General features: G+C 42.9%; 23 protein-coding genes and 1 pseudogene. 18 read left to right on the top strand and 6 right to left on the bottom strand.

Annotation, left to right across the window (positions count from 1 at the left end):
• Positions 1 to 37 precede the first annotated feature (37 nt).
• Entirely contained in the window at positions 38 to 571 is a 534-nt protein-coding gene (locus tag AC2FA3_RS02865) for a hypothetical protein (RefSeq protein WP_490508219.1), read from the bottom strand.
• Between the two features lie 398 nt (positions 572 to 969).
• On the opposite strand from AC2FA3_RS02865, the gene AC2FA3_RS02860 reads away from it, so the two are divergent.
• The 5 genes from AC2FA3_RS02860 to AC2FA3_RS02840 all read left to right on the top strand — a co-directional run bounded on the left by AC2FA3_RS02860 (position 970) and on the right by AC2FA3_RS02840 (position 6,440).
• Positions 970 to 2,151, top strand: coding sequence for a sulfate ABC transporter substrate-binding protein (locus tag AC2FA3_RS02860; RefSeq protein ID WP_490508218.1), 1,182 nt, complete (start codon positions 970 to 972; stop codon positions 2,149 to 2,151).
• Between the two features lie 304 nt (positions 2,152 to 2,455).
• Positions 2,456 to 3,559: a sulfate ABC transporter substrate-binding protein gene (locus AC2FA3_RS02855; protein ID WP_490508217.1), complete on the top strand. Its 1,104-nt coding sequence runs from the start codon at positions 2,456 to 2,458 to the stop codon at positions 3,557 to 3,559.
• A gap of 216 nt (positions 3,560 to 3,775) precedes the next feature.
• Complete coding sequence (cysT, locus tag AC2FA3_RS02850) at positions 3,776 to 4,660, top strand: sulfate ABC transporter permease subunit CysT (RefSeq protein ID WP_183618248.1); 885 nt, start codon at positions 3,776 to 3,778, stop codon at positions 4,658 to 4,660.
• The gene (gene cysW / locus AC2FA3_RS02845) at positions 4,660 to 5,631 is read left to right on the top strand and encodes a sulfate ABC transporter permease subunit CysW (protein ID WP_490508216.1); all 972 of its coding nucleotides are present in this window, start codon (positions 4,660 to 4,662) and stop codon (positions 5,629 to 5,631) included. The genes cysT and cysW overlap by 1 nt, the downstream gene beginning before the upstream one ends.
• Positions 5,632 to 5,717: 86 nt before the next feature.
• Positions 5,718 to 6,440 carry a sulfate/molybdate ABC transporter ATP-binding protein gene (locus AC2FA3_RS02840; RefSeq protein ID WP_183618246.1) on the top strand — a complete coding sequence of 241 codons (723 nt, stop codon included), beginning with the start codon at positions 5,718 to 5,720 and terminating at the stop codon, positions 6,438 to 6,440.
• A 128-nt stretch (positions 6,441 to 6,568) separates the two neighbouring features.
• Here the strand turns inward: AC2FA3_RS02840 and AC2FA3_RS02835 are convergent, their stop codons facing one another.
• On the bottom strand, positions 6,569 to 6,892 hold the full coding sequence (locus tag AC2FA3_RS02835) for an ArsR/SmtB family transcription factor (protein ID WP_201546454.1): 324 nt from the start codon (positions 6,890 to 6,892) through the stop codon (positions 6,569 to 6,571).
• Positions 6,893 to 7,180: 288 nt separating this feature from the next.
• Here AC2FA3_RS02835 and AC2FA3_RS02830 point away from each other — a divergent pair, with 288 nt between their 5' ends.
• From AC2FA3_RS02830 to bfr (AC2FA3_RS02820), 3 genes are all read left to right on the top strand, one after another.
• Positions 7,181 to 7,372 (top strand): (2Fe-2S)-binding protein, encoded by a 192-nt coding sequence (locus tag AC2FA3_RS02830; protein ID WP_201612170.1) that lies wholly within the window; start codon positions 7,181 to 7,183, stop codon positions 7,370 to 7,372.
• A 435-nt stretch (positions 7,373 to 7,807) separates the two neighbouring features.
• A complete protein-coding gene (bfr, locus tag AC2FA3_RS02825) occupies positions 7,808 to 8,296 on the top strand; it encodes a bacterioferritin (RefSeq protein ID WP_490508215.1) in 489 nt (162 codons plus the stop codon).
• A 79-nt stretch (positions 8,297 to 8,375) separates the two neighbouring features.
• Complete coding sequence (gene bfr / locus AC2FA3_RS02820; protein ID WP_490508214.1) at positions 8,376 to 8,858, top strand: bacterioferritin; 483 nt, start codon at positions 8,376 to 8,378, stop codon at positions 8,856 to 8,858.
• A gap of 120 nt (positions 8,859 to 8,978) precedes the next feature.
• On the opposite strand, the gene AC2FA3_RS02815 is transcribed toward bfr (AC2FA3_RS02820), so the two are convergent.
• Complete coding sequence (locus AC2FA3_RS02815; RefSeq protein ID WP_490508213.1) at positions 8,979 to 10,355, bottom strand: DHA2 family efflux MFS transporter permease subunit; 1,377 nt, start codon at positions 10,353 to 10,355, stop codon at positions 8,979 to 8,981.
• A 420-nt stretch (positions 10,356 to 10,775) separates the two neighbouring features.
• Here AC2FA3_RS02815 and yghU point away from each other — a divergent pair, with 420 nt between their 5' ends.
• From yghU to AC2FA3_RS02795, 4 genes are all read left to right on the top strand, one after another.
• On the top strand, positions 10,776 to 11,636 hold the full coding sequence (gene yghU, locus AC2FA3_RS02810; RefSeq protein ID WP_490508212.1) for a glutathione-dependent disulfide-bond oxidoreductase: 861 nt from the start codon (positions 10,776 to 10,778) through the stop codon (positions 11,634 to 11,636).
• Between the two features lie 496 nt (positions 11,637 to 12,132).
• Positions 12,133 to 13,212, top strand: coding sequence for a DUF1176 domain-containing protein (locus AC2FA3_RS02805; protein ID WP_490508211.1), 1,080 nt, complete (start codon positions 12,133 to 12,135; stop codon positions 13,210 to 13,212).
• 596 nt (positions 13,213 to 13,808) lie between these two features.
• Positions 13,809 to 15,473, top strand: a complete 1,665-nt coding sequence (gene csdA / locus AC2FA3_RS02800; RefSeq protein ID WP_490508210.1) for a DEAD/DEAH box helicase CsdA — start codon at positions 13,809 to 13,811, stop codon at positions 15,471 to 15,473.
• Between the two features lie 238 nt (positions 15,474 to 15,711).
• Positions 15,712 to 16,956: a DUF819 family protein gene (locus AC2FA3_RS02795; protein WP_490508209.1), complete on the top strand. Its 1,245-nt coding sequence runs from the start codon at positions 15,712 to 15,714 to the stop codon at positions 16,954 to 16,956.
• 11 nt (positions 16,957 to 16,967) lie between these two features.
• On the opposite strand, the gene AC2FA3_RS02790 is transcribed toward AC2FA3_RS02795, so the two are convergent.
• Entirely contained in the window at positions 16,968 to 18,380 is a 1,413-nt protein-coding gene (locus AC2FA3_RS02790; protein ID WP_490508208.1) for an aminotransferase-like domain-containing protein, read from the bottom strand.
• 286 nt (positions 18,381 to 18,666) lie between these two features.
• Here AC2FA3_RS02790 and AC2FA3_RS02785 point away from each other — a divergent pair, with 286 nt between their 5' ends.
• From AC2FA3_RS02785 to AC2FA3_RS02765, 5 genes and pseudogenes are all read left to right on the top strand, one after another.
• Positions 18,667 to 19,602 carry an EamA family transporter gene (locus AC2FA3_RS02785; RefSeq protein WP_490508207.1) on the top strand — a complete coding sequence of 312 codons (936 nt, stop codon included), beginning with the start codon at positions 18,667 to 18,669 and terminating at the stop codon, positions 19,600 to 19,602.
• A 148-nt stretch (positions 19,603 to 19,750) separates the two neighbouring features.
• Positions 19,751 to 19,969: pseudogene (locus AC2FA3_RS02780) on the top strand (AraC family transcriptional regulator); the annotation flags it as partial.
• Positions 19,966 to 20,622 carry a virulence RhuM family protein gene (locus AC2FA3_RS02775; protein ID WP_490508206.1) on the top strand — a complete coding sequence of 219 codons (657 nt, stop codon included), beginning with the start codon at positions 19,966 to 19,968 and terminating at the stop codon, positions 20,620 to 20,622. The pseudogene AC2FA3_RS02780 and the gene AC2FA3_RS02775, both read left to right, overlap by 4 nt.
• A gap of 38 nt (positions 20,623 to 20,660) precedes the next feature.
• On the top strand, positions 20,661 to 20,975 hold the full coding sequence (locus tag AC2FA3_RS02770; protein WP_490508205.1) for a type II toxin-antitoxin system death-on-curing family toxin: 315 nt from the start codon (positions 20,661 to 20,663) through the stop codon (positions 20,973 to 20,975).
• A gap of 96 nt (positions 20,976 to 21,071) precedes the next feature.
• Complete coding sequence (locus AC2FA3_RS02765) at positions 21,072 to 21,815, top strand: M90 family metallopeptidase (RefSeq protein WP_490508204.1); 744 nt, start codon at positions 21,072 to 21,074, stop codon at positions 21,813 to 21,815.
• 143 nt (positions 21,816 to 21,958) lie between these two features.
• Here the strand turns inward: AC2FA3_RS02765 and AC2FA3_RS02760 are convergent, their stop codons facing one another.
• Complete coding sequence (locus tag AC2FA3_RS02760; protein WP_490508203.1) at positions 21,959 to 22,633, bottom strand: hypothetical protein; 675 nt, start codon at positions 22,631 to 22,633, stop codon at positions 21,959 to 21,961.
• A gap of 255 nt (positions 22,634 to 22,888) precedes the next feature.
• On the opposite strand from AC2FA3_RS02760, the gene AC2FA3_RS02755 reads away from it, so the two are divergent.
• A complete protein-coding gene (locus tag AC2FA3_RS02755; protein WP_490508202.1) occupies positions 22,889 to 23,374 on the top strand; it encodes a hypothetical protein in 486 nt (161 codons plus the stop codon).
• A gap of 375 nt (positions 23,375 to 23,749) precedes the next feature.
• Here the strand turns inward: AC2FA3_RS02755 and AC2FA3_RS02750 are convergent, their stop codons facing one another.
• A complete protein-coding gene (locus AC2FA3_RS02750; RefSeq protein WP_490508201.1) occupies positions 23,750 to 24,394 on the bottom strand; it encodes a hypothetical protein in 645 nt (214 codons plus the stop codon).
• Between the last annotated feature and the right edge of the window lie 16 nt (positions 24,395 to 24,410).

Below are 24,410 nucleotides of genomic sequence, written 5' to 3'. Positions count from 1 at the left end.
ATTTCTTTTTCTTACTGTTTATCTAATGCTAGAGCTTTTAATTAAACTCTAAGCTTCCTGCCAGCTTTTTATATTCCCCAACAATAGTGCCACCACCAGAACAAAAACGATTTAGCACATATCTGTCTTGGCTATCGATAGTCAGTTTATTGTCTTTAAATTGGAAAAAGACGGCGCTGTCGTCAACCTTAGTCTGAAAGAAAATACCATGGGCGTCATCTTGACCCATAAGCGTTGCTTTACCATCGAATTGGCACGTCGGTTTTTTCACATCGCTACGTGCACGTACTTTGATATCAATCTGCTCGCTATTGTTTGCGCCATCTGCTCGTATTATTACACCCACCCAATCATAGCCTTGTGCACGGTTGGCATAATCTTCAGAAGCATAATCACCAACGACCGCTTGCACAGATGGAGTGACGGCAGCGTTCGGTTGTTTGATAGTTTGGTTATTTACGCTGGGCGTCACGTTATTACAGCCACTTAAGGCAAATAAAGCGACAGAGGTCGTTACAATAACAGCAAAAAAGTGTGAGTGGCGGGCATGACGAGGTGAAGACTTGATCATTGAATTACCTTTAATAAGGGGGCTAGTAAAAAGGAAATAAGTAAAAGAGGCTGGGCTGACAATTATAAATGAAGCGCCCGATATACGAGAAGCTAAGGGATAATATCCATTCTATAAAGGCTCGTCTAGTTAGTAAGCAATACCATAACTTACTCAAAAGTGTCTGCTTATCACTATAGCGCAAAAATACTGAGCAAAAACAAGTACTTTAGAATAACTAACAAAATTACTTATGCCAAGTTAATAACTCGATAAGCGTATTTGTCACTAAGCAATTACCGCTCATGCTGTTAGCATAACGCTCATCATCCATAGAACAGCATTCAAGAAATGATAACCTTTGATACGGCCAATCATATTTGAGAATAAAGCTTCTATCAACATTATCGAGAGCCGTTATGCAAGCAACGAACCGACGCATTGAAAAAGCAACTAATAAACTTGAACTGATTAATACCCAAGCGCTTATTGAGAATAAAAGCAAGCAATCAAAGCTTGCCGCTGACCGTTTTAATTTCAGCTTTAAGTTGGGTGGTGTACTCGCCGTTGCCATGCTAATGACCGGCTGTAATCCTACCGAAGCTACTCAAAGTGGCACGAGCGATGGTACAAATAGTGAGGCAAGCGATAAGCAAGAGATCAGCCTGCTTAATGTCTCTTACGATGTCTCACGTGATTTTTATAAAGATTATAACCCGCTATTTACTAGCATTTATAAGGATCAATACCCTGATAGTAACGTCGATATCCAACAATCGCACGGCGGCGCAAGTAAACAAGCACTATCAGTCGCCAATGGTTTACAAGCGGACGTGGTGACCTTAAACCAAGAAAGCGATATGAACATGTTGGTTGAAAAAGGTCTGGTAAAAGCGGATTGGCGGGAGGCGTTTCCTGATAATGCCGTTCCTTATAGCACCACCATGATATTACTGGTACGTAGTGGCAACCCTAAAAACATTAAAGACTGGGCAGATTTGGCGCGTGCGGATATTGACGTAGTGATGCCCAATCCGAAAACCAGCGGTACGGCGCGCTATGCCTTTTTGGGCGCTTATGGCTCAGGATTGCACCAATTTAAAGAATCGGTCACTCAACCACAAAAGACCGATGCTTTTATGCGAAAAGTACTCGCCAATGTCGTGACTTACGATAATGGCGCACGCGCCGCGACCACCAGCTTTACTCAGCGCGGGCTAGGCGATGTACTCATAACTACGGAAAACGAGGCACATTTGGTCGCCACTCAGCATGCCCAAGGTCAAGTCGACATTGTTTATCCTAGCTACTCCATCACCATTCATAATCCAGTGGCAATCGTCAGTTCGGTGACTGAGAAAAAAGGCTCGACTGCGGCGGCAACTGCTTATCTAAAAACACTGTGGGACAAACCTGCGCAAGAGCTGATGGCAAAGATTTATTTGCGTCCGAGCAACAAAGAGGTGCTCGCGGCACATACAGGTACTTTAAAAGATATTCAAACCTTTGAGCCGGTTGCCGTGTTTGGAGATTGGGACAGTATCATGGAGACTTTCTTTGTCGATGGTGGGCGTTTTGATCAGTTGGCGCGGGTAAAGTAACGGACAGCGCTTAAGTCATTTATTAGCTGCTTTAACCCTTTTAAAGCTTTCTAAAGCAGTTTATAAATCGTTAAAGCGCTAAAGGACGATGAATAACGATGAATAAAAACCTTGAAAGCAAAGTCTTAATTTATAAAATTTTTAAGGTTATCTATTAATTATCGTATTTAAGTGATTGATAACCTTGTCTTTATAAACTCTATATTCCGTTTTGGCAATAACATACGCATATTCATCATTAAACATAATAAGCTGGCGCTGTTAGCATACTTGCATTCACTAATTAATCCCTTTTGAGGCTGCCATGACATCATATACCACAGGTTATAAATATAAAAACAAAACGCTTAGCGTACTAAGTATCGCCGGTGTGGCGCTCACTTTGGGTATCGCAGGCTGTAGCAATAGCGAAAAAGCTGAGCCAACTTCAAATACAGAAGGCACACCAGCCGCTACTGAAGGTCAAGATATTGAGCTGTTAAACGTCTCTTACGATGTGGCACGTGACTTTTATAAAGATTACAACCCATTATTCGTTGACCACTATAAAGCTGAGAACCCAAACAGCAATATCTTAATTAAACAATCTCATGGTGGCTCAAGTAAGCAAGCATTGTCGGTGGCTAATGGTTTGCAAGCCGATGTCGCGACCATGAACCAAGGCTCAGATATCGAGTTACTTGAGAAAAAGGGCTTGGTTGAGGCTGATTGGGAAAGCAAATTCCCAGACAACGCTGTACCTTTTACCAGTACCATCGTCTTCTTAGTGCGTAAGGACAATCCAAAAGGTATTAACGATTGGCAAGACTTGACCAAAGAAGGCGTTGAGATTGTCATGGCCAACCCAAAAGTGACGGGTAATGGTCGCTATGCTTTCTTAGGCGCTTATGGTTATGGTTTGCATGCCTTTAATAAAGATGAAACACAAGCCAAAAACTACGTCAAAGACATGCTTAAAAACGTCAAAGTCTATGAGAATGGCGGGCGTGCAGCGACAACGACTTTCGTTCAACGCGGTATCGGTGATGTCTTAGTGACCTTTGAGAATGAGGCCAACCTTGCCGCGACCGATTTTGGTTTGGGTAAAGTAGATATCGTTTATCCTAAATACTCTATCAAATCTGAAAGCCCAGTTGCTGTTGTGAAAACAGTGACCGATAAAAAAGGTACGACTGATGCGGCAAAAGCCTATCTTGATTACTTATGGAGCGAGCAAGCTCAGCAATTAGCAGCCAATTTATATCTGCGCCCAAGTGTGAAAAGTGTGCTTGATAAAAATAGCGATAAATTGCCACCTATCGATACTTTCCGTCCAAATGATGCTTTTGGCACGTGGGATGAAATCATGGCTACTTACTTTAGCGATGGCGGCGTGTTCGATCAGCTAGCCATTAATGCACCAAAGTAAGCCGCTAGTACGCTGACTGCCTAAACCATTTATGATTTTTCTTCAATAGCGTTTAAGCAGTCAGCTTTAGAGTAACGTCCAAGCACATAAAGGACATGGCGGCTACCCACGCTGTGTCCTTTAGCGCTTAAGTAGACCAATAATAAATACATTTGATATCACGTGGTACTTACGATCAGTAGTTAAGTGCCATCAGTTAGGCAATAGGACATCACTATGAGTGCAACAACTTCTCCTGCCAGCAAACCCGTCAATAAAAAAGGTTGGCTGACGCGTTTGCGCCAGCGTAATGTGTTACCAGGGTTTGGGCTAAGCATGGGCATCACTGTCTTTAGCTTATCATTACTGGTGGTGCTACCGTTTGCCATGATGGCCTATACCACGACACAGATGGGCTGGACGGGCTTTTGGGAAACCATTACTCAGCCGCAAGTCACCGCTGCTATCAAACTCAGTTTATGGATGTCGTTTTTAGCGATGCTGACCAATATGGTGTTCGGTACGCTAGTCGCTTGGGTGCTGGTGCGCTATGAGTTTTGGGGTAAGTCGTTGATTAATGCCTTGGTTGATTTACCATTTGCACTACCGACAGCGGTTACGGGTATTTCACTAGCGACGCTTTATGCTCCTAATGGCTTGATTGGCCAGTGGTTTGCTAAGTTTGATATTCAAGTCGCCTTTACGCCATTAGGTATTTGGCTAGCATTAGTGGTCGTCAGCTTTCCCTTTATCGTCCGTGCGGTACAGCCCGTACTCGCTGAGCTATCAGTTGAGTTTGAAGAAGCAGCGGCAGTATTGGGCGCCAATCGATTTACGACCTTTCGTAAAGTGATTTTGCCTGAGTTGTTACCAGCTTTACTGATGGGCGCTGGCATGATGTTTGCCCGCGCCACTGGCGAATATGGCTCGGTGATTTTTATCGCCGGCAATATTCCGATGCAGTCTGAAATTTTGCCATTAATCATTATCAGTAAGCTTGAACAGTTTGATGTTCAAGGCGCATCAGCCGTCGCACTCTTTATGCTACTGATCTCATTTGTGATTTTATTGACAATTAATATCGTACAGTGGAAGCTGTCGCGCCGCGTAGGAGCCCGCTAATGCAAATCTCTAATAGCTACGACTACCAAAGCAACCCAGCAACCAAAGACACGCCATGGATACGCCGTACCTTTATCACCATCGCCGTATTATTTATGGTCATCATGTTGGTCGTGCCACTGTTCGCAGTATTTTATGAAGCCTTTAAAAATGGTTGGCAGTTGTATATTGCCTCACTGGTTGACCCTGAAGCCTTACAAGCGATTAAATTAACCTTAATTACTGCTGCTATCGTCTTGCCGATTAATATGGTGATGGGTATTGCAATTGCCTGGCTAGTGACCCGCTATCAATTTAAAGGTAAGCAGCTGGTCACGACCTTGCTTGATTTACCGTTTTCGGTATCGCCGGTGGTCGCCGGTTTGATGTTTGTCCTATTGTTCGGGCTGAACTCTACGATTGGTGGCTGGCTTGAAAGCATGGGTTTTCAGGTGATTTACGCCGTACCAGGGATTATTCTAGCAACGTTATTTGTGACCTTTCCGTTTGTGGCACGTGAGCTGATACCACTGATGCAAACCCAAGGCGATAGCGAAGAGCAAGCGGCACTCACTTTGGGTGCGACGGGTTGGCAGACTTTTTGGCATGTGACGCTACCCAATATCAAATGGGCGCTGCTGTATGGCCTTATTTTGACCAATGCGCGGGCGATGGGTGAGTTTGGCGCGGTCAGCGTGGTATCCGGTCATATTCGCGGTGAAACTAACACTATGCCGCTACTGGTTGAGATTGCTTATAACGATTATAACTTTACCGCCGCCTTTGCCTTATCGAGCTTACTTGCTGCCTTGGCGCTGGTAACGCTGCTGATCCAACAAGTAATGACCAAGCTGCAAGATCGCAAATTTGCCAAGTCTGAGCGTTTAGCAAGTGCGCCTGAGCTGCCGGTTAGCGCCAATTCTGCAAACGCTACAAATGCTAAGAACGCTGATAAAGAGGCAACGTTGGCAGAAAGCACAGGTCGTCTATAAGTAATAGCTTCATAAAGCAGACATCATAAAACCATCTGCCGCCCACATTAAGACGTTAAGCCGAAAATATAATAAGAGAACCCATTATGAGCATCGAGATTCGCAACGTTAATAAAAAATTCGGTAACTTTACCGCTTTAGATGATATCAATATCACCGTGCCAACGGGCAAGTTGACGACCTTGCTCGGTCCTTCAGGCTGCGGTAAAACCACCTTGCTGCGCATCATTGCTGGTCTTGAGTATGCAGACTCTGGACAAATATTGTTTGATGAATTAGATGTCACCAATACGCCCGTGCAAAAGCGCCATATCGGCTTTATGTTTCAGCACTATGCGTTATTTCGCCACAAAAACATCGCCGATAATGTCGGATTTGGCTTGACCTTGCTACCAAAAAATGAGCGCCCAAGTAAGGCTGATATCAATAAGCGCGTTGCTGAATTGCTAGACTTAGTACAGTTGCCGCAAGTTGCCAATGCTTATCCGCACCAATTATCAGGCGGTCAGCGTCAGCGTATTGCGCTGGCACGTGCTTTGGCAGTAAAGCCAAAACTACTATTACTCGATGAACCATTTGGGGCGCTAGATGCCAAGGTACGTAAAGAGCTGCGTACTTGGCTAAAGAATATCCACCACGAGCTTGGTATTACTAGCATTATGGTAACCCACGATCAAGAAGAGGCTCGGGCGGTATCTGATGAGATTGTGGTGATGAATCATGGTCGCGTCGAGCAAGTAGGGACGTCAGAGGAGCTGATACACCAGCCAGCCAATGCTTTTGTGAGTGATTTTTTAGACTTGGTATAATGCCGAATTAAAGGCGTATTTTAAGACAAAGTTTGAAAACAAAAAAAGACCTATAAATGATAGGTCTTTTTTTATGCGCTGAATTATTTGTTATAAATATCTCTTAAGTCCGTGCTTTTAGTATTAAATTAAGCAGGCTTTGGCATATTGATGTCTTTGGTCGATATCTGTTTATAGGTGATTTCCAAAATATCTTGGCACCATTCTGGCAGATTATCAGACACCTCGTACCACATCCATGTTCCATCACGAACACAGCTTAAGATACCCAATTTTTTCAAATGATTCAAGTGACGCGAGATGGTCGGCTGCGGTTGATCCAGTATTTCTACCAGCTCACCAACACAGCGCGACTCTTTGTTAAATAAGATTTGAAAAATCTTTAAGCGCGTTGGGTCAGACAATACTTTAAATAACTCAAGCGGTTGTATCGTAGAATTATTATTAGACATAGAACAATTCCAATATAGATTTAGTTAATAGGGGGTCAATATAACAGCAGTCATCGGTAAAATCGATTAAAAAATGAGCAAATTTACAGTTCGTCGCCATTTTACTACCTTTGATACTTTGTGGTTACACCTAACGCTATATGCAGTTACATGGATTAAGTAAGCGTAATATAAATATTTAGAGGTAACTGCTATGACTGATGAATATTTTAAATACTATTGTAAATGGTAATAATTATCGTTATTATAAAGAATAACAAGTTAGATATTCACAGTAGGAGCTAGCACATGTACGTATGTATCTGTAACGACGTCAAAGAAAAACAAATTAAAGCCGCTATTGCCTCAGGCATTGATACGTTAGACGGTTTAAAAAATACCCTTGATGTAGCGACTTGCTGTGGCTGCTGCGAACCTATGGTCAATGATTATCTTGATGAACATCATGCCAAACTTGATGTTTTAGCCTACGCCGTTTAACTGGGTTCGATTCAGACCTCTAGCGTCTCAAATCATATTCTCTATTATTAACGACCAGATCGCTAACACGCCCTAACACCAATTATATTCACTATTGCGCACTTATCCTTTCATTATACCCAAAGGATAAGTTGTGAGCGTCCATATAACTTCAGTCATCCACCGACTGCAAGCATATTTAGCAGCACCATCAGTAATTTTGCCTATAGGCTGTGACGACTCATAAGGCGAGCTAATTATAGTTCTCAATTAGCATCTTATTCTTAGTTAATATCGTTACAAGCGATATAACGTCTGTATGCTACTATATCTGCCTAACTTTGTAAGACATTTCGTTGGTTTTAGTCCTTACTGAGTAGTTTACGAATAGTACTTTCTATATATGTATTATTGTGAATGTATCAGCAAATAAATGAAAATACAGGAGTATAGGTGATGATAGGCAGCCCAAAGGTAATTGACTATTTGAATTTTTTATTAGGGGGTGAGCTTGCGGCTCGTGACCAATATTTCATTCATTCTGAGATGTACGCCGAATGGCATTACGGTAAATTGTATGACCGTATCAGCCATGAGATGCAAGATGAAACGCTACATGCCCAAGCGATTATCCGCCGTATTTTGATGTTAAGCGGCACGCCTAAGATGAGCGTCGACGAGATTAAAATTGGCACAACGGTTCCTGAAATGCTCCAGCTTGATTTGGATTTAGAATATCAAGTACAGCAGCACCTTAAAGACGGCATTGCGCTTTGTGAAGCAGAGCATGACTATGTCACCCGTGAGATGTTGGTCGAGCAGCTTAAAGATACCGAAGAAGATCATGCTCATTGGCTAGAGCAACAATTGCGCCTAATTGACATGATTGGTCTACCCAATTATTTGCAAAGTCAGATGGCGGAAGTGTCCCCTGATATTGTTTAATGTTTTATTCGCTAAGCGCCTTTAACCGTTATTAAAAGTCATCGATAATAAAATAATATATCAATACAGGGAGATAAAAATGCAAGGGGATAAAGAGATAACGCGTGCCCTTAATAAAGTGCTGGGTCAGTCATTGATAGCCATCAATCAGTATTTTTTGCACGCACGTATCGTACGCCACTGGGGCTTAGAGTCGTTAAATGATTCGCTATATAAACAATCAATTGCTGAGATGAAATGGTCAGATGACCTCATTGCGCGTATTTTGTTGTTAGGCGGTCTACCAAATTTGCAAGAATTGGGTAAAGTCTTGGTTGGTGAAGATGTGCCAGAGATAATCGACTGTAACCTGCGTTTAGAGAAACAGAAATTCGATATCATCACCGATGCAATCACTTTGTGTGAGAGCAAGCGTGACTACGTCTCGCGCCAGTTGCTAATCACCCTAAAAGACGGTAACGAAGAATATCAAGACTGGTTAGAAACCCAAGAGGACTTGATTAAAGATATTGGCGTTGAAAACTATATTCAATCGCAAATGGATGATGATAAAGCGCCTTAAAATTATAAAAAAGTGCTCATACCTGCCAGCGTATCCTAAGATAAGTTTTGGATTAACTGACTTTAGGATACGCTGGCATTTTTATGTTTAATGCTTTTTTAATAGTTTCAATATCAACGATTAATATAAGCCGCGGCCATCTTCAGGTTTTAGGCGTAAAAAGTATAAGCCTGAGAGAATAGTCAAGATACCAAGTATCCAATACGTGGTCTGAAAGGCGACCAAAGTATCAAGCTCAAAGCGCTCACGTAGCAGATTCAATAATGCCGCACCAAAGGCGATGCCAAAGCTAATCGCCAATTGCTGATTGACCGCCATCAAGCTATTACCACTACTGGTTTGCGTGCCTTCTAAATCACCGATGGTGATGGTATTCATGGCACTAAACTGCATTGAGTTACAAGCACCCATCACAGTCAAGATAGGAATAAACCATATCCAATTTGCCGCATCATTAAACTGCGCCAAAATGATAATAAGCACACCTATCAAAAAGGTATTAGCCACCAACACCTTACGGTAGGTAAAACGCTGAATGATTTTACTCACCCAAGGTTTGATACCAATTGCACCAACGGCAATGGGCGCTAGCAGCCAACCGGCTTGCGACGGTGAGTATTCAAACACTACTTGTAGCAACAGCGGCAGTAAGAAGGGTACGGCGCTGATGCCTAAGCGGGTGAATAAGTTACCAGTAATACCAATACGAAAGGTGCGAATATTAAATAAGCTCAATGGAAATAATGGCGCAGCGCGGCGTTTGGCATGCCAAACGTAAGCGCCTATCAGGATACTGGAACCTAATGCGAGCAGCAAACTGTAAAGCCCTCGACCTGTCTGTGAGCCAAATTCTACCGCAAGGGTAAAACCACAAGCGGCGGCGGCAAACAATGCAAATCCTGTCCAGTCTAGACGCTTAGTATCTTCAAATAATGCTGGTACCAGTTTTTTGCCCATGATAAAACCAAAAACACCCATCGGTATATTGATCAAGAATATCCAATGCCAACTGGTATATTGCACAATATAACCACCCAATACTGGTCCAACTAGGGGCGCGATTAACGCTGGTATTACTGCGAAGTTCATGACGGTTAACAGTTTATTGCGTGGATAGGACTTGACCAATATCAAACGCGCGACAGGGGTCATCATCGCGCCACCAATGCCTTGTACGACGCGCGAACCAATCAAGAAATCTAACGTTGGTGAGGCGGCACACAGTAGCGAGCCAATACAAAATATGATAATGGCGTATAAGAATACGCGCCGTGTGCCATATTTGTCCGCTAAAAACCCACTAATAGGAATAAAAATTGCCAAGGTCAGCGCGTAGCTGATAACGGCCCATTGCATTTTTAACGGTGATTCACCGAGAGCTTGCGCCATCTGCGGCAGAGAGGTATTTAAGATGGTGGCATCTAAAATTTGCATAAATAACGCCACCGCTAGGACATAGGGTAGGTATTTATCTTGGGTTGGGGTTAGGGTTACCATATTGACATCACCATATCTTACGATCATTTTTGCTAAGAGCGGTTTTCTAAAAGTGTCTTTTTAAGAGTGCTTAAAAAAGCCGATTACAGCGTCTAAAAAGACTCTAAGTTGTGCGTAGTATAAAAACAACTGTCTTTGAGTTAAAGAGTAGCAAAGTAACGATATGCGCCCAGTTCTTATAAAATTACCTTTAAGCCAATTAGCCGCTCTTAAAAAACAGGTTACAAGACAGGGCTTTAATCAAAGCTTTAATCTTCGTTATAGTAGGTGGCTATCTAGTAAAAACCGATAAAGCAGAATGGTTTTAATAGGAAGTTTTTTTTGCAGAAACATAAGTGGAAATACAGCTAGCAAAGACTTCAGTTATTAAAGAGCATTCAAATAACAAATAATAAAACGACAAAAAAAGCAGGTAATCTTATGAGTAATGACAATAATCAATCAAACAAGACCAGCGCATATACTCCGCCTAAAGTATGGAAAAACGACAGCGAAAACGGTGGTAAATTCGCCAGTATTAATCGCCCAACGGCTGGCGCGCGCCATGAGCAAGCACTGCCCGTCGGCGACGCACCTTTACAGCTATACTCATTGAACACGCCGAACGGCGTGAAAGTAAATATTTTGTTAGAAGAGCTTGCTGAGCTGAATATTAAAGGGGCTGAGTACGACGCCTATCAAATCGATATCTCTGAGGGTGATCAGTTTGGCTCAGGATTTGTCGCTATCAATCCCAACTCAAAAATCCCTGCGCTGGTAGATTATTCTGCTACTGTAAATGGCTCAGATGCTGGCGAGCCTATTGCACTTTTTGAGTCGGGTGCTATCTTATTATATTTAGCCGAAAAGTTTGGCAAGTTTGTGCCGCTTGCTGATGGCTCGCAAAACAAAGCGCGGGCAGAGTGTCTCTCTTGGCTCATGTGGCAGATGGGCAGTGCGCCTTTCTTAGGGGGCGGTTTTGGGCATTTTTACGCCTATGCCCCTGAGCCGATGGAATATCCTATCAACCGCTATGCCATGGAGGTCAAACGCCAGCTTGATGTCTTGGATACTCATCTCGAAGACCATGAGTATATGTGTGGCAACGCTGAGTCTGACTACAATGTTGCCGATATGATTATCTGGGCATGGTATGGTCAACTGGTACTAGGTAAGCTTTATGATGCTGGCAAGTTCTTACAAGTAGATGATTATAAGCATGTAAAGCGTTGGGCACAAAAAATAGCTGAGCGTCCAGCGGTTAAACGCGCCGTAGATTTAGTGCTTGAGCCTATTGTTTAAGCCCATTACTGAATCTCATCACTTAAGCATGTATTTTAAGCTGTCTATTTCAACGATTATTGACGATAGCTCGCTCATAATATAGCTCAATAAAAAGGTTAATAGGCAATTTGCTTATTAATCTTTTTGCTTGCTATATTCCGTATAATATATTCTTTATTCCAAATATATTTATCGATATATCACTTTTTGACTATACTTTTGTCATTACAGAATGATACATTAGTATAACAGATAGAAACATTAGTACGTTAAGATAGCAGCCACCTCCTTGATGGGTAGGTGTTGATATTTCTTCTATTGATGAGTAATGACTATGAAGAATAATAAAACTACATCGTTACCTGTATTAAGTGAGATGGCTTTTTCGCTTCCACAGACCATTAGCCACTACCACTACCACTACCACTACCACTACCACAAGAAGTTTAATCTTCTAACAGACAACGCTCATATCAAAATACATTCTATAAAAATAAAAAAGTTGCCCTTATTGATGACAAAGAAAATTTTATTACCCTTATTTGCCGCCATTAGCACGGCTTTATTTGGTTCAGTGACACAGGCTGCCACGCCCGTTGATTTTAGCAATCAAGATTGGGAAGTCGCTTGCGATAATACGCGCACTTGTAGGCTGGCAGGTTACCAAGCAGAGAACAATAGTGATTTACCCGTATCTGTATTATTGGTACGCCGTGCAGGAGCCAATGCGACAGTCGATGGCAAGGTAAAACTTGGTGGCGCCAAAGAAAGCTCTGCCAAGGCACTGATGCAGCTTGGTAGTCGTCATCGTATATCCTTGTTTATTAACGATAGAGATTACGGAGAAACCAAACCTTACTCAGTATCAGGAGGTCATGCGGAGCTAACCTCAGCGCAGGTAAGCGCGCTACTTGAGGCGTTAACCAAATCAAGCAAAGTTGAGCTAGTGATTCGCAACACGCGCTGGCAACTATCGGACAAAGGTGCCAGCGCTGTCATGCTTAAAGCCGACGAAGCACAGGGACGAGTAGGGACATCGAGCGCCTTTATCCGTACTGGTAGTTCTAGCAAATCTAGTAGCAATGTCTTGTCACCACAAGCGGCACTGTCATTAAGAATGGTAATGCCCAACCCTAAAGCCATCTCTATCAGTAAGAAAAAATTTGCCATGCGTTCATCACAGTTATCAGAGCTGATGAAAAGCACCATGAGAGATGTAGAAAGCGACTGCCCAAACTTAACGGATAGCTCATCTTGGCGTGTCAGCCGTCTGAATAACAAGCAGCTGCTCGCTCAGCATGATTGCTGGACCGGCGCTTATAATGCCGGCACGGGTGTTTGGGTACTTAATGACACTAAACCTTATCAACCGACATTAGTGACGACCAGTGCGACAGACTATAGCAATGGCAAATTGACCTCGGTGCAAAAAGGCCGCGGGATTGGCGACTGCTTATCTAAAACTGACTGGGTATGGACGGGCCGAGCCTTTGAAAAAAGCCATGAAAGCACCACAGGCATGTGCCGCTTGATAGAGGCGGGCGGTGCTTGGCAATTGCCAACCTATGTGACGGAAGTAAAAGTGTCACGTTAATCATTAAATTTTCTTAAAGCTTTAGCTTCCTTAAAGGCTAGGTTTAATATCAGCTTTTAAGCATATATTAGCGCTTATACTGAATATTTTACTAATAAACAGAAAAATAGCTACAGCTTAGCGTTTTGTTGTGCTATACTGCGTCGCCACGTTAGCATAGACTAGCGTGAATTATGAGATTGATAACATCGCCTGCGATTTTGGGTCTAGGATGACCATAAGTAATTGTTGCCGATGATTTTGTGTACTTAAATAACCCTTCATATATATTGAAAAACACGTTATTTTTGACTCATATCTTATCTACTGACCCATGTATGGGCTAGATTGGTTGTTACCAGCCTTTATCTGCTTTGGACAAAGCATAGATAATGCGCTTTTAGCAAACAAGGATGAGACACTCGGCACTACCACCAAAATACGTCAGACAGCACGAACGCCTTTATAATATCGACAAGCTTTAAAGCTTGGCTTTTGATTGTTAAACCTTTTTAGGGTAAGACAATTATTTTATAAATGCAGCGTGGTGAACGGTTATCAGTGGTATGCATCAAGCTTGCTGAATTTACAGCAGCTTATACTTACCAAGGATTACTATGACTGACATCTTATCTGCTATCGCCGCTGAAAACGGCATCATCGAAAGCACTGATACTGCAAATACCGATACTAATAATCAAGCAGCTACTACTGACGCTGCTGAAGAAAACAAAATCACTTTTGCTGAACTTAATATTGCCAAGCCAATTTTAACCGCGCTTGATCGCAGTGGTTATACCCACCCAACACCTATTCAAGAACAAGCCATTCCTTTTGCTCTAGCGGGTCGCGACTTATTATTGTCAGCGCAAACCGGTAGTGGTAAAACGGCGGCATTTGTTATCCCAGTACTTGACCGTTTAAGCCGTGCCACTAGCTTTGACAAATTAACCAAAGCCCTTATTTTAACGCCAACGCGTGAACTTGCTCAGCAAGTACATGACAGTGTGCGTACGTATTCTAAAGATATGCGCGGTTTGTTTTGTGTGCCATTAGTAGGCGGCGCACCTTACAACGGTCAGATTACGGCTTTGAAAAAAGGCGTTCAAGTGATTGTTGCGACCCCTGGTCGTTTACTTGACCATATCAATGCCGGTCGCGTTGATTTATCAAGCCTTGAAATATTGGTACTAGATGAAGCTGACCGTATGCTAGACATGGGTTTTGCTGATGATATCAGTGACATCTTACGCGCCGCACCGACTGATCGTCAGACGATTATGTGTTCTGCAACTTGGGATGGTCCTGTTGGCAAGATTGCTGCCAGCTTCACTAAAAACCCTGAGCGCGTTTCAATCAAAGTTGAATCAGCGCACATCGAAGAAAAAGTGTATTACTGTGACGATTTTGATCATAAAAACCGTTTGCTTGATAAAATTGTTTGCGATAAAGAGATGGAACAAGTCATCATCTTTGCTGCGACCAAACGTAGTACTGAAAAGTTAGCCAAATCTCTACAAGAGCAAGGCCATAAAGCCAGCTTCCTACATGGTGACTTGCCACAAAGCAAGCGTAACCGTATCGTTCAAGACTTGCGTAATGGTAAATGTAAAATCTTAGTAGCGACTGACGTTGCTGCTCGTGGTCTTGACGTGCCAGCACTATCGCACGTCATTAACTATGACTTGCCACGTCAAACAGAAGACTACGTGCATCGTATCGGTCGTTGTGGCCGTGCCGGTCGTACGGGTATTGCTATCAGCCTATGTAGCATGGATGATCGTCCACAGTTAAACGCTATCAACCGTTATTTAGATCGCAAAATGGAAGTATCGGTCATCGAAGGTATGGAGCCTAAGAAGACTTATGTACCTAGCGAAAACAAAGGTAATGGTCGTGGCCGTGGTCGCGGACGCTCAAGTGGCGGCGGTAACGGTCAAGGCCGTGGTCGTTCAAGCGGTGGCTATCAAGGCAATCCTGCTAATGCTCGTGGTCGTTCAAGCGACAGCGCACCGACTGGTCAACGCGCGAGCAATGACAGCGGTTATCAAGGTAAGCCACGTGACGCGTCAGGCAAACCAAATGAGCGTTCAGGTGGCAAGCCATATCAAGGCAAACGCACTGGTGCTCCTAGCCGTGGTGATAGCACTGGCGTTCCACGCGGTGAGCGTGCTGCAACGGGTCGTGGTCGTCCAAGTGGCAGCCAAGGTCGCCCAGCTGGTCGTGCTGACAGCCGTGGTCAAGGTCGTTCAAGCGGCGGCAACCGTAGTAACAACTCGTAATATTGTTATCGTGACTGCTTAATAATGGTATTTTATCAAATGCCATTAGTCTAGCCAGTTAACCTAACATTAAAAGCCAGATACTTGTTATCTGGCTTTTTTGTGCGTCATGGTTTTATAGTAAGGCTTATCTATGCGTATGATAAAAGGTCGGGAATAGCTGATCGTTGCTTGCGCGTCTTTTTCACCTTGTCTATACTGACAAGCTTTTATTCATCATGTGCTGCGGAGCCATCTGATGCCCGACCTCTCTTATTTAGCAATTGACAGTCTGCCATTAGCATTTGGCATCATCATGGCCATTATCGGCTTGGTTTTTTATACCCAAGGGCTACCCGGTAAGTTTTGGCGACGCTTTTATGCGGTATTGCCGGGTATTGTGCTGTGCTGCTTTATCCCAGCAACGTTAAACAGTCTAGGTGTTTTCGCTGATGGCATCGGCTCACAGATTTATGGCTTTACCGCTACCTATCTGTTGCCCGCCAGTTTGCTACTAATGACCTTATCGATGGATGTCCCTAAAATCTTAGGCTTAGGCTGGAAAGCCATTGCGATGTTTTTTGCTGCCAGTATCGCTATCATCATTAGTGGTCCAATCAGTTTAGGTATCGCTAAGTGGATATCGCCTGAGATGTTTACCGACGATACCCTATGGCGCGGGTTTTCAGCGGTCGCGGGTAGTTGGATTGGCGGCGCCGCCAACCAAGCGGCGATGAAAGAACTGTTTGGCGTCAGCGATGATTTATTTGGCATGATGATTTTGGTTGATACTACCAATGCTTCATTATGGTTATTGGCTATTTTGGTCATGGCCAAGCATAGCGCTAAGATCGATCGGTTTTTACGAGCGGATAGCAGTAGCATTGATAAGGTTATTGCCGCGGTTGAGAGCTATGAGCGTGACCATGCGCGTCCAGCGACCTTAAATGATTTGATGGTGATGTTTGGCTTGTGTTTTGCTATGGTTGGGGTGGCACATTTTGTGGGTGGGCAAATTGCAGGTTTCTTTGCACCTTATAGTTGGGCCGTACAATACAGCTTTGCCAGCGCATTCTTTTGGATGGTGGTGATTATTACTATCATAGGTGTCATATTCTCTTTCACCAAAATTCGCCGTCTTGACCATGTTGGTGCCTCCAAATTCGGTACGGTATTTATCTTTATATTGATTGCTGCTATCGGTATGCAAATCAATCTCGCCGGTATTGTCTCACAGTGGCGATTGCTATTAATTGGTCTATTATGGATGAGTATCCACGTCGTGATTATTTTTGCGGTTGCTAGGATGATTCGTGCACCGTTTTTCTTTTTGGCGGTCGGCTCCAACGCCAATACCGGCGGCGCGTCTTCTGCACCGATTGTCGCCACGGCATTTCACCCATCACTCGCGCCAGTTGGCGTGTTCTTGGGTATTTTAGGCTATGCGGTAGGCACCTTTGGCGGTTATATCAGTACGCAGATGATGCGGCTAGTAGTGGGGTGATAGCATTTTTATCAGTATTGACAGCTTTTATTCAAATAATCACCCAACCACCTCAAAAACTCATCGCTTGTTGTTGATACATTTAGGCGTAGATGGGTTGAGGCGCGGGCATCTGGATAAAATAATTGCCCCGGTGCGACCAGCCAACCTTCGTTATAGGCATCTAATGCCAGTTGGCTGGTATCTTGCCCCGTGTCCACCCAAACAAAGATACCTGCTTGTGTATGCTCAGGGTAGATAAGTCCTATCCTTGATAATGCTTTGCGCATTCGTTCATGAGCGCTATATAAATGCTGCTGTACTTTTTTAATCTGCCGGCGATATTCACCATGCGTCCATAAATGATGACAAACCCGTTCGCCAAACTCTGGCGTGTTTGAATTGCTTAAGGTTTTAATACGCAATACATCATCGATATAGTTATCAGGACAGACCAACATCCCGACGCGCCAGCCTGACGCCATTGACTTTGAAAACCCTGTCGCATAAAAAACCCGTTCAAACTGATCAAGACTGGCATAACGCAGCACTTGACCACCTGGTACGAATGCAGCGTATAAATCATCCTCAAAAATATAAGCATCGTACTCATGAATAAGGTTAAGTACTTGGTGCGCACGCGCAGGATGCAGGTTACAAGAGGTCGGATTATGCAGCACGCTATTGGTTAAATAGAGCTTGGGACGATACGTCGCAAACAGCTTTTGCATCTGTTCAATATTAGGCCCTTGATGGTCACGTTCTACAGAGACGACGTTTAATCCTTGTTGTTGCAAGCAGCTCGATAGCCAATACCAGCCCGGCCCATCAACGACCACCGTATCCCCAGCTTGAGTAAGAAGCCGCGCAACCATGGTCACGGCTTGCGATACCCCAGCTGTAGTAATCACATGGTCGGCATGGGTTTGCATACCCAGTGTATGCAGATGTTGAACCAGCTGCTGACGTAGCGGCAGATAGCCGTGAACACTACCATAATCATAGATAAAGCTATCAGCTTGCTGAGTTACCTGCCGTATGGCCCATTCCATCTTCTCATTACGTACCCAGTCTCTCGGTAATGTTCCCACCCCTGGCGAACGATTATGCGGGATATCACTAAAAACTTGCTGTATCAGCCAGCGCGTATCTATTACTGGGTACTTAAATACCGTTCTTTTATCATCATTGGGCTGAACTAAACTTGCCTGCGTATTGACATAATAGCCCGAGCTGGGCTTAGCGATTAGCACACTGGTAGCCACCAATTGCTCATAAGCTTGTACCACCGTAAAGCTTGATACATCTAATAATTTCGCTAACTTTCGCACCGAGGGCACGCGCTGATTGGGCAGGTAAATCTGCCAGTCAATACGCTGCTGTAGCCATTCAGCGACGGCGGCAGTCTTGGTTAAATTGGAATTAAGCGTATAGGTTTCGACCATAATAAATGTGCTTATCTCTTCACTGTAATGATTAATTGTAACGTTAAAAGCGACTATACACTTTGTTCACCATTAGTGAAACTGTATCGGGTCTGTTATGGGTATTTAAACTATAGTTGAGTATATCTAACAATAGTTAGAATCATACGGATGGTAGACAGAATGAATTTAATCGCAAACTTTGACGGCAGCATAACGGCATAGGCTGTATTTATAATGGTCAATTCCATCACGTCCAAATACAACAATTTAATGTCAATAAATAATCATTATTTAGGATAATCCTATGACTCCAATCCACATTGCCTTAGCTGTATTGGTTGCCTTTATCTGGGGTGTAAACTTTACCTTTATCGCATGGGCGCTTGAAAGTTTTCCGCCACTGATGTTAACTGCACTACGTTTTTTCTTTACTGCCATGCCATTGGTTTTGTTCCTTAAACCGCCCAAATTCAACCTTACCTTATTTATCTATGCTATCGGTACTTTTGTTATTCAGTATGCCTTTGTATTTACCGCGATGCACCTAGGTGCATCGGCAGGGTTGACGGCGCTCTTGTTGCAAGTCCAGATTTTCATCACCGTCTTATTAGCCTATGTCATTTTGGGCGAGTCTGTGGGTCGCATGCAGATCATCGGTATGGTGATCGGTGTACTAGGGCTGGGTGTGATTGCCTTTAACCTTGGTGGTGACATGCCCTTGGTTGGCTTTATCTGCATACTGATTGCAGCCATAGGTTGGAGCTTTGGCAATATTGCTTCAAAACAGGCCTCAACGCAGAAAATTTCTAGTATGTCCGGTGCCTTGTCTGCAAATAACAACAACAAAGCATCGGCACTGTCTGCGCTATCACTAGTAGTATGGGGCGGTCTGATTGCCTGTATAGTTTTGACTCTATCTTCTCTGCTATTTGAAAATGAGGCATGGACGCTTGCAACATTCACACAGGCATCTTTCAAGTCTTGGTTATCGCTTGGATTTATCGTCTATATCTCAACCCTGATTGGTTTTGGATTGTGGGCGCATTTGCTTAGTCAAAATATAGCCTCTAAGGTTGTGCCATTTGCCTTACTGGTGCCCATATTTGGTATGGCGACTTCAGTGTTGTTCACAGGCGAAATAGTGACATGGTGGAAGATGCTAGCAATGGTGCTCATCTTATCTGGATTGATATTGGCTAATGTGAAGGTAGGACTGGGAAGAAAGGCTGCTCACGCATAGTAGTAAATAACTGATAAGCCAGATAAAGCGCGCTCTGAAAGTTAAGGATAAATGGTCATATAGACCGGAATATTATTTTATTGCCTCTATAGGTCTTATTACCTTATCTGTCGTACGTGGTCCCTAATTAAAAACCAAAAGCTACGTAACCATCGATGAAGTGGCGCATAGGGTCGGTTATAGCGACCAAGATTACTTTGCACGCATTTATAAGCAGCATTTCGGTTATACGCCGCGAGATACGCCAAGTACAAGATATTCATTGTTATGTACTCTGTCATGCAGTCGCTGTATGATTTGCCTATTAAGAATAATAACCACAGCGCAAGCATATATACTGGGATTAGAATTAGGGAAGCTGAGATGATAGATGCTATGAGTGATAAAACAGCAAAAGTAGAGATATATGAAAGCGCTGATGGACAGGCACAGATAGAGATACGCTTAGAACACGACACTCTATGGCTCTCACAAGCCCAATTAGCAACACTGTTTGAAAAAGACTCTGATACCATAGGATTGCATTTAAGGAATATTTATAAAGAAGGTGAGTTAGACTCACAAGCAACTACCGAGCAATCCTCGGTAGTTCGTCAAGAGGGAAATCGGCAAGTTCGACGCAACATTCGCTTTTACAATCTAGATGCTATTATTTCTGTGGGTTATTGGGTTAATTCTAAAAAAGGTACTCAGTTCCGTATATGGGCAACTCAGCGCTTACGAGAATACTTGGTCCAAGGCTATACACTCAATCAAGAGCGCCTTGATAAAAACTCGAGCGAGCTACAACAAGCGTCAAATTTAATTAGAAAAACTGCGCAAAGTCCCGAGCTTAAAACCGATGAAGGACGCGGGTTGGTTGAGATTATCAGCCGTTATACACAGACATTCTTATGGTTACAGCGCTATGATGAAGGTTTGCTTGATAATCCCGCAGGGCAAGAGGGCGGTATCTTATCGAGTCCGACTGAAGCTATGGCAGCACTAACGGATTTAAAAGCGCAGCTTATAGATAGATAGAGGCGACTGAGCTATTTTCTAAGCCTCGCGGTGATGGTTTGGACAGCGTGCTAGGTACTTTAGGGCAGACGGTGTTTGGTAAGCCTGCGTACCTGACCATCGAGAGTAAAGCGGCGCATCTGCTGTACTTTATGGTCAAAAACCATCCCTTTACCGATGGCAATAAACGCAGCGGCGCTTTTTTGTTTGTGGATTTTCTGCATCGTAATAATCGACTGCTCAATGATAAAGGTGACATGGTTATTAATAACACGGGGCTTGCCGCATTAACTTTGTTGGTTGCCGAGTCTGACCCCAACCAAAAAGAAACCTTGATTAAATTAATTATGAATATGCTGTCGTTAGAATCTTGATAAGTAGGCTTATTGTCAGCACCATTTAATCCCTTAAAACACATAACGCTAATAATAAAAAGTACAGTCTAACGACAAAATTAAAGGAAATTTAATATGTTTAGCATGATAAAAGACTGGCGCGAGCAGCGCATATTGGACAACAGCGAGTTTATCCATGCTGACTGGCTGCAAGCGGCTCAGCGTATTGTCATACTTGATAGGCTAAATAAAGATGAGCTAACACGCTTGTTTGAGCTGGCGACGTTGTTTTTGGCGGATAAGTCGATTACTGGCGCGCAGGGTTTCGAGATTACCGATGCGGTTAGGCAATCTATCGCCTTACAAGCTTGCCTGCCTATTTTAAACCTAAGTCTTGAGTGGTACGCTGGCTGGTCGGCCATTATTATTTATCCAGGTTCTTACAAAAGCGAAACCACCACTGTTGATGAGCTGGGTATCGTCCATGAGGGCAGTCAACACCGTAGCGGAGAAGCGTGGCTGCGCGGTCCTGTTATTCTGTCGTGGAAGGATGCCAAACACTCAGGTGAGCGCGATGGTCACAACGTTGTCATTCATGAGTTTGTACATAAGCTTGATATGCTAAATGGTCGCGCCAATGGCTTTCCGCCGCTGCAACCGGATATGGATCCTGTGCGCTGGACTGAGATTATGACGCGAGACTTTGAGGATTTTCAAAGCCATCATAAATCAGGTCTCGATCGTTATGGCGCCACCAATCCAGCGGAGTTTTTTGCGGTACTGAGTGAAGTATTTTTTGAGACGCCACAAAAGCTGGTCGATGCTTATCCTGATATTTACGAGATTATGGTGAAGTTTTTTCGCCAAACGCCACTTTAATCAAACGCTTTAATATTAATATTTATGTTAAATAATGAATATATAAGCAAAAAAGTTATGAAAAGGGCAGTGTATCGATTTAATTACACTGCCCTTTGTTGGTTCTTATGACTATAAATATCTGTTTTTATAGGTAAAACTCTTTAAACCGTCCATTGTTCGTTGACTATAGCCACCAAATAACGTTTGCCTTGGTACTCTTCAAACACCAAGCGCAGGATACGCCAGTCCATACCAGAGTATTGCTCTGAGCCTTTATGATAAAACTCAACAAACTCGGAATTTGGGTATGTCTCTTTTAAGTTATTAATCATATTACCGCTGTGTTTAAACTCATTAATGCTGATACTGGCATTGTTATATTTATCGCCATCAACCCATGTATCTAAATATTCTGGTAGTGGAATTACCAATGAATCGCCAGTGCCGTCCAAATCTCCCCAAGTAAAGCGGATTTTGGCTTGTTGTAAGTACTGAGCAAATTGCTCACGGCTAAAGACTTTATCAGTCTCAGGACGCACATAGGCATACATGGAAAAACGCACGCCGCGCGTCGGATGGATATCGTTGGTGATGCGCGCAAAGTCATTGTTCGCCAGCGCACGCTGGATACGCAATGCCTGCTGCCTGAGCGTCTGCTGGCTCATATCAGAGATAGTAGGCGCTGAAGTGTTACCACTTTGTTGACTGGGTATTTTGACCGTAGACTCAGCGGAAGATGAGCAGCCAGTCGCGACAAGTATGGAAGCAAAGCACGCAGCAGTCGTTAATTTATACAAACCTGACTGAAAAATATTAAAACGAGATGATGACATCATAAAAATATCCTTATCGTAGCTTATTAAAATCAGAATAACTTGAAACCTAGATAATTACTGGTTTACATCGGTGTTTGCTTATAAATAGCGATTATTCATGAATAGTACTAATAACTGTTCAACGTTCATAATGGTGCTGTGTAAACGGGATTTTTGCTCGATAAACCTAACCAACATAAGTATGCAGTAAAATAGTAGTTTATATGACTTTTTATGAATATAATACATAAAAAGTCATAGCAAATGGAGGACACCATGCAGAAAATGACATTTTCCATCATGATGTTAATCATAGGGTTTTCTGCTATGGCTGCGACCGCCAATCTAACAGAGACCTTGCAGACGACGTTTGCCATGAAAGTTAAGACAATCGCTGATATGTACCAGCAAGATGTGGATAATCAAGGTCAGGATTATCCGATGGTTTTGCAACAATATGGCAGCCAAGAGCTACAGGCGGCAATGCAGCTTGAGCAGGATTATTTTGCTAGAGAGCAAATGTCATGTCATATTGGTTATGACGTGTTATGGAGTTCGCAAGATCCTGACTATGAGCAAGATAAGCAGTTTTCAGTGACCACGCAAGGATTGGTGCAAGTCAGCTTAACGCAAGGCAATGCTGTCTATTATGAGTTGTCATGTAAGAGCATTGATAATGAAGTGGCTTGCCAAGTGACAGATGTCATTCTAGATGAGGACGGCAAATCTTTACGAGAGCATTTGCTAAAGAATTGTCGTTAGTTGAAATCTGAGATATTGGTATTGATATTAAAAGTATTGAGGTTAAATGTTGGTATAAGCGATATAGATATTTAAGTTCTACTAGAAACGAATGGAAAGATTCACAGATTAAAAATATTGCGTACTCAACTCTTAAGTCCGTTGGTTTGTTTTCGCATAATGTATATTATGTTAAAGGGACGGTACCCGATGATAAGTTCATAGTATATGTTTACCTCCTTGTATATCAAGTATATAAGAGTTAAATAAACTAAAGCTATCTTGCCATTATATTTATGAATCACCAATAGTAAGTGTTTAAGTTTGAGGTTCACTAGTTTCAGCTATATGATTGATGCCCATTCTAATCACTCATTTGCTTAGCTTATATGACTCTTACTTATCTTCCTCTCGATATAAGATATTTTTAGCTTCTACTCTAAAGTCCTGTTGATCCATCGTTGGCTGACTTATTACTACAAAGCGCGCACTATTACTTTCTAAGTCATGAGAATCTGAATCACGGAATAACGTATTTTGCGCCGCTCGTTTAAAATCATCTTCACTCAGCATTGTTTTAACCTTTATCATACCTATTTCTCCATCACTATTTTGCATCTCATTTTGAGTTTCAATAGACTGATTAATGGAATTAGGATTGGGTGCGGCTGTTGCATTCACTTGATTGGCTGATACACTATCAGTTGCTAGTGATATATTAGAATTTTTTGCGAGTAAATAATCGAAGGCAAATACAGCAAGTAAGAAAACAGCGCAAAAAACACTAATGACGCTGAGAAATTTGGCGTTATTAAACGACCTACTCTTGTTAGTTTGAGCGGCGTCGATATAGATCTGAGGTTTTGAGTCGTTTACAGCCTTTTGCGTGGTTTGATGCATCATTTGCTGCATATAGTGCTCGTATGGGCGACGCATACGCTTACGACCCTCGACATTTAAAATAACGTCATTACTATTAAGGCTACTACTAGGCAGCTTTGTAGCGATATCAGGATTCATGTCATTACTCGAAGGGCTCATCAGTACCGTATCCATA

The sequence above is a fragment of the Janibacter sp. CoH_79_TC_3 genome, from assembly GCF_058197955.1.
This window is presented reverse-complemented; position numbering and strand designations above follow the sequence as displayed.

Excerpts from the sequence above, each read along its gene's own strand:
- AC2FA3_RS02865 (WP_490508219.1), bottom strand. The coding sequence starts at position 571 with ATGATCAAGTCTTCACCTCGTCATGCCCGCCACTCACACTTTTTTGCT.
- AC2FA3_RS02860 (WP_490508218.1), top strand. The coding sequence starts at position 970 with ATGCAAGCAACGAACCGACGCATTGAAAAAGCAACTAATAAACTTGAA.
- AC2FA3_RS02855 (WP_490508217.1), top strand. The coding sequence starts at position 2,456 with ATGACATCATATACCACAGGTTATAAATATAAAAACAAAACGCTTAGC.
- cysT (WP_183618248.1), top strand. The coding sequence starts at position 3,776 with ATGAGTGCAACAACTTCTCCTGCCAGCAAACCCGTCAATAAAAAAGGT.
- cysW (WP_490508216.1), top strand. The coding sequence starts at position 4,660 with ATGCAAATCTCTAATAGCTACGACTACCAAAGCAACCCAGCAACCAAA.
- AC2FA3_RS02840 (WP_183618246.1), top strand. The coding sequence starts at position 5,718 with ATGAGCATCGAGATTCGCAACGTTAATAAAAAATTCGGTAACTTTACC.
- AC2FA3_RS02835 (WP_201546454.1), bottom strand. The coding sequence starts at position 6,892 with ATGTCTAATAATAATTCTACGATACAACCGCTTGAGTTATTTAAAGTA.
- AC2FA3_RS02830 (WP_201612170.1), top strand. The coding sequence starts at position 7,181 with ATGTACGTATGTATCTGTAACGACGTCAAAGAAAAACAAATTAAAGCC.
- bfr (WP_490508215.1), top strand. The coding sequence starts at position 7,808 with ATGATAGGCAGCCCAAAGGTAATTGACTATTTGAATTTTTTATTAGGG.
- bfr (WP_490508214.1), top strand. The coding sequence starts at position 8,376 with ATGCAAGGGGATAAAGAGATAACGCGTGCCCTTAATAAAGTGCTGGGT.
- AC2FA3_RS02815 (WP_490508213.1), bottom strand. The coding sequence starts at position 10,355 with ATGGTAACCCTAACCCCAACCCAAGATAAATACCTACCCTATGTCCTA.
- yghU (WP_490508212.1), top strand. The coding sequence starts at position 10,776 with ATGAGTAATGACAATAATCAATCAAACAAGACCAGCGCATATACTCCG.
- AC2FA3_RS02805 (WP_490508211.1), top strand. The coding sequence starts at position 12,133 with ATGACAAAGAAAATTTTATTACCCTTATTTGCCGCCATTAGCACGGCT.
- csdA (WP_490508210.1), top strand. The coding sequence starts at position 13,809 with ATGACTGACATCTTATCTGCTATCGCCGCTGAAAACGGCATCATCGAA.
- AC2FA3_RS02795 (WP_490508209.1), top strand. The coding sequence starts at position 15,712 with ATGCCCGACCTCTCTTATTTAGCAATTGACAGTCTGCCATTAGCATTT.
- AC2FA3_RS02790 (WP_490508208.1), bottom strand. The coding sequence starts at position 18,380 with ATGGTCGAAACCTATACGCTTAATTCCAATTTAACCAAGACTGCCGCC.
- AC2FA3_RS02785 (WP_490508207.1), top strand. The coding sequence starts at position 18,667 with ATGACTCCAATCCACATTGCCTTAGCTGTATTGGTTGCCTTTATCTGG.
- AC2FA3_RS02775 (WP_490508206.1), top strand. The coding sequence starts at position 19,966 with ATGATAGATGCTATGAGTGATAAAACAGCAAAAGTAGAGATATATGAA.
- AC2FA3_RS02765 (WP_490508204.1), top strand. The coding sequence starts at position 21,072 with ATGTTTAGCATGATAAAAGACTGGCGCGAGCAGCGCATATTGGACAAC.
- AC2FA3_RS02760 (WP_490508203.1), bottom strand. The coding sequence starts at position 22,633 with ATGATGTCATCATCTCGTTTTAATATTTTTCAGTCAGGTTTGTATAAA.
- AC2FA3_RS02755 (WP_490508202.1), top strand. The coding sequence starts at position 22,889 with ATGCAGAAAATGACATTTTCCATCATGATGTTAATCATAGGGTTTTCT.
- AC2FA3_RS02750 (WP_490508201.1), bottom strand. The coding sequence starts at position 24,394 with ATGAGCCCTTCGAGTAATGACATGAATCCTGATATCGCTACAAAGCTG.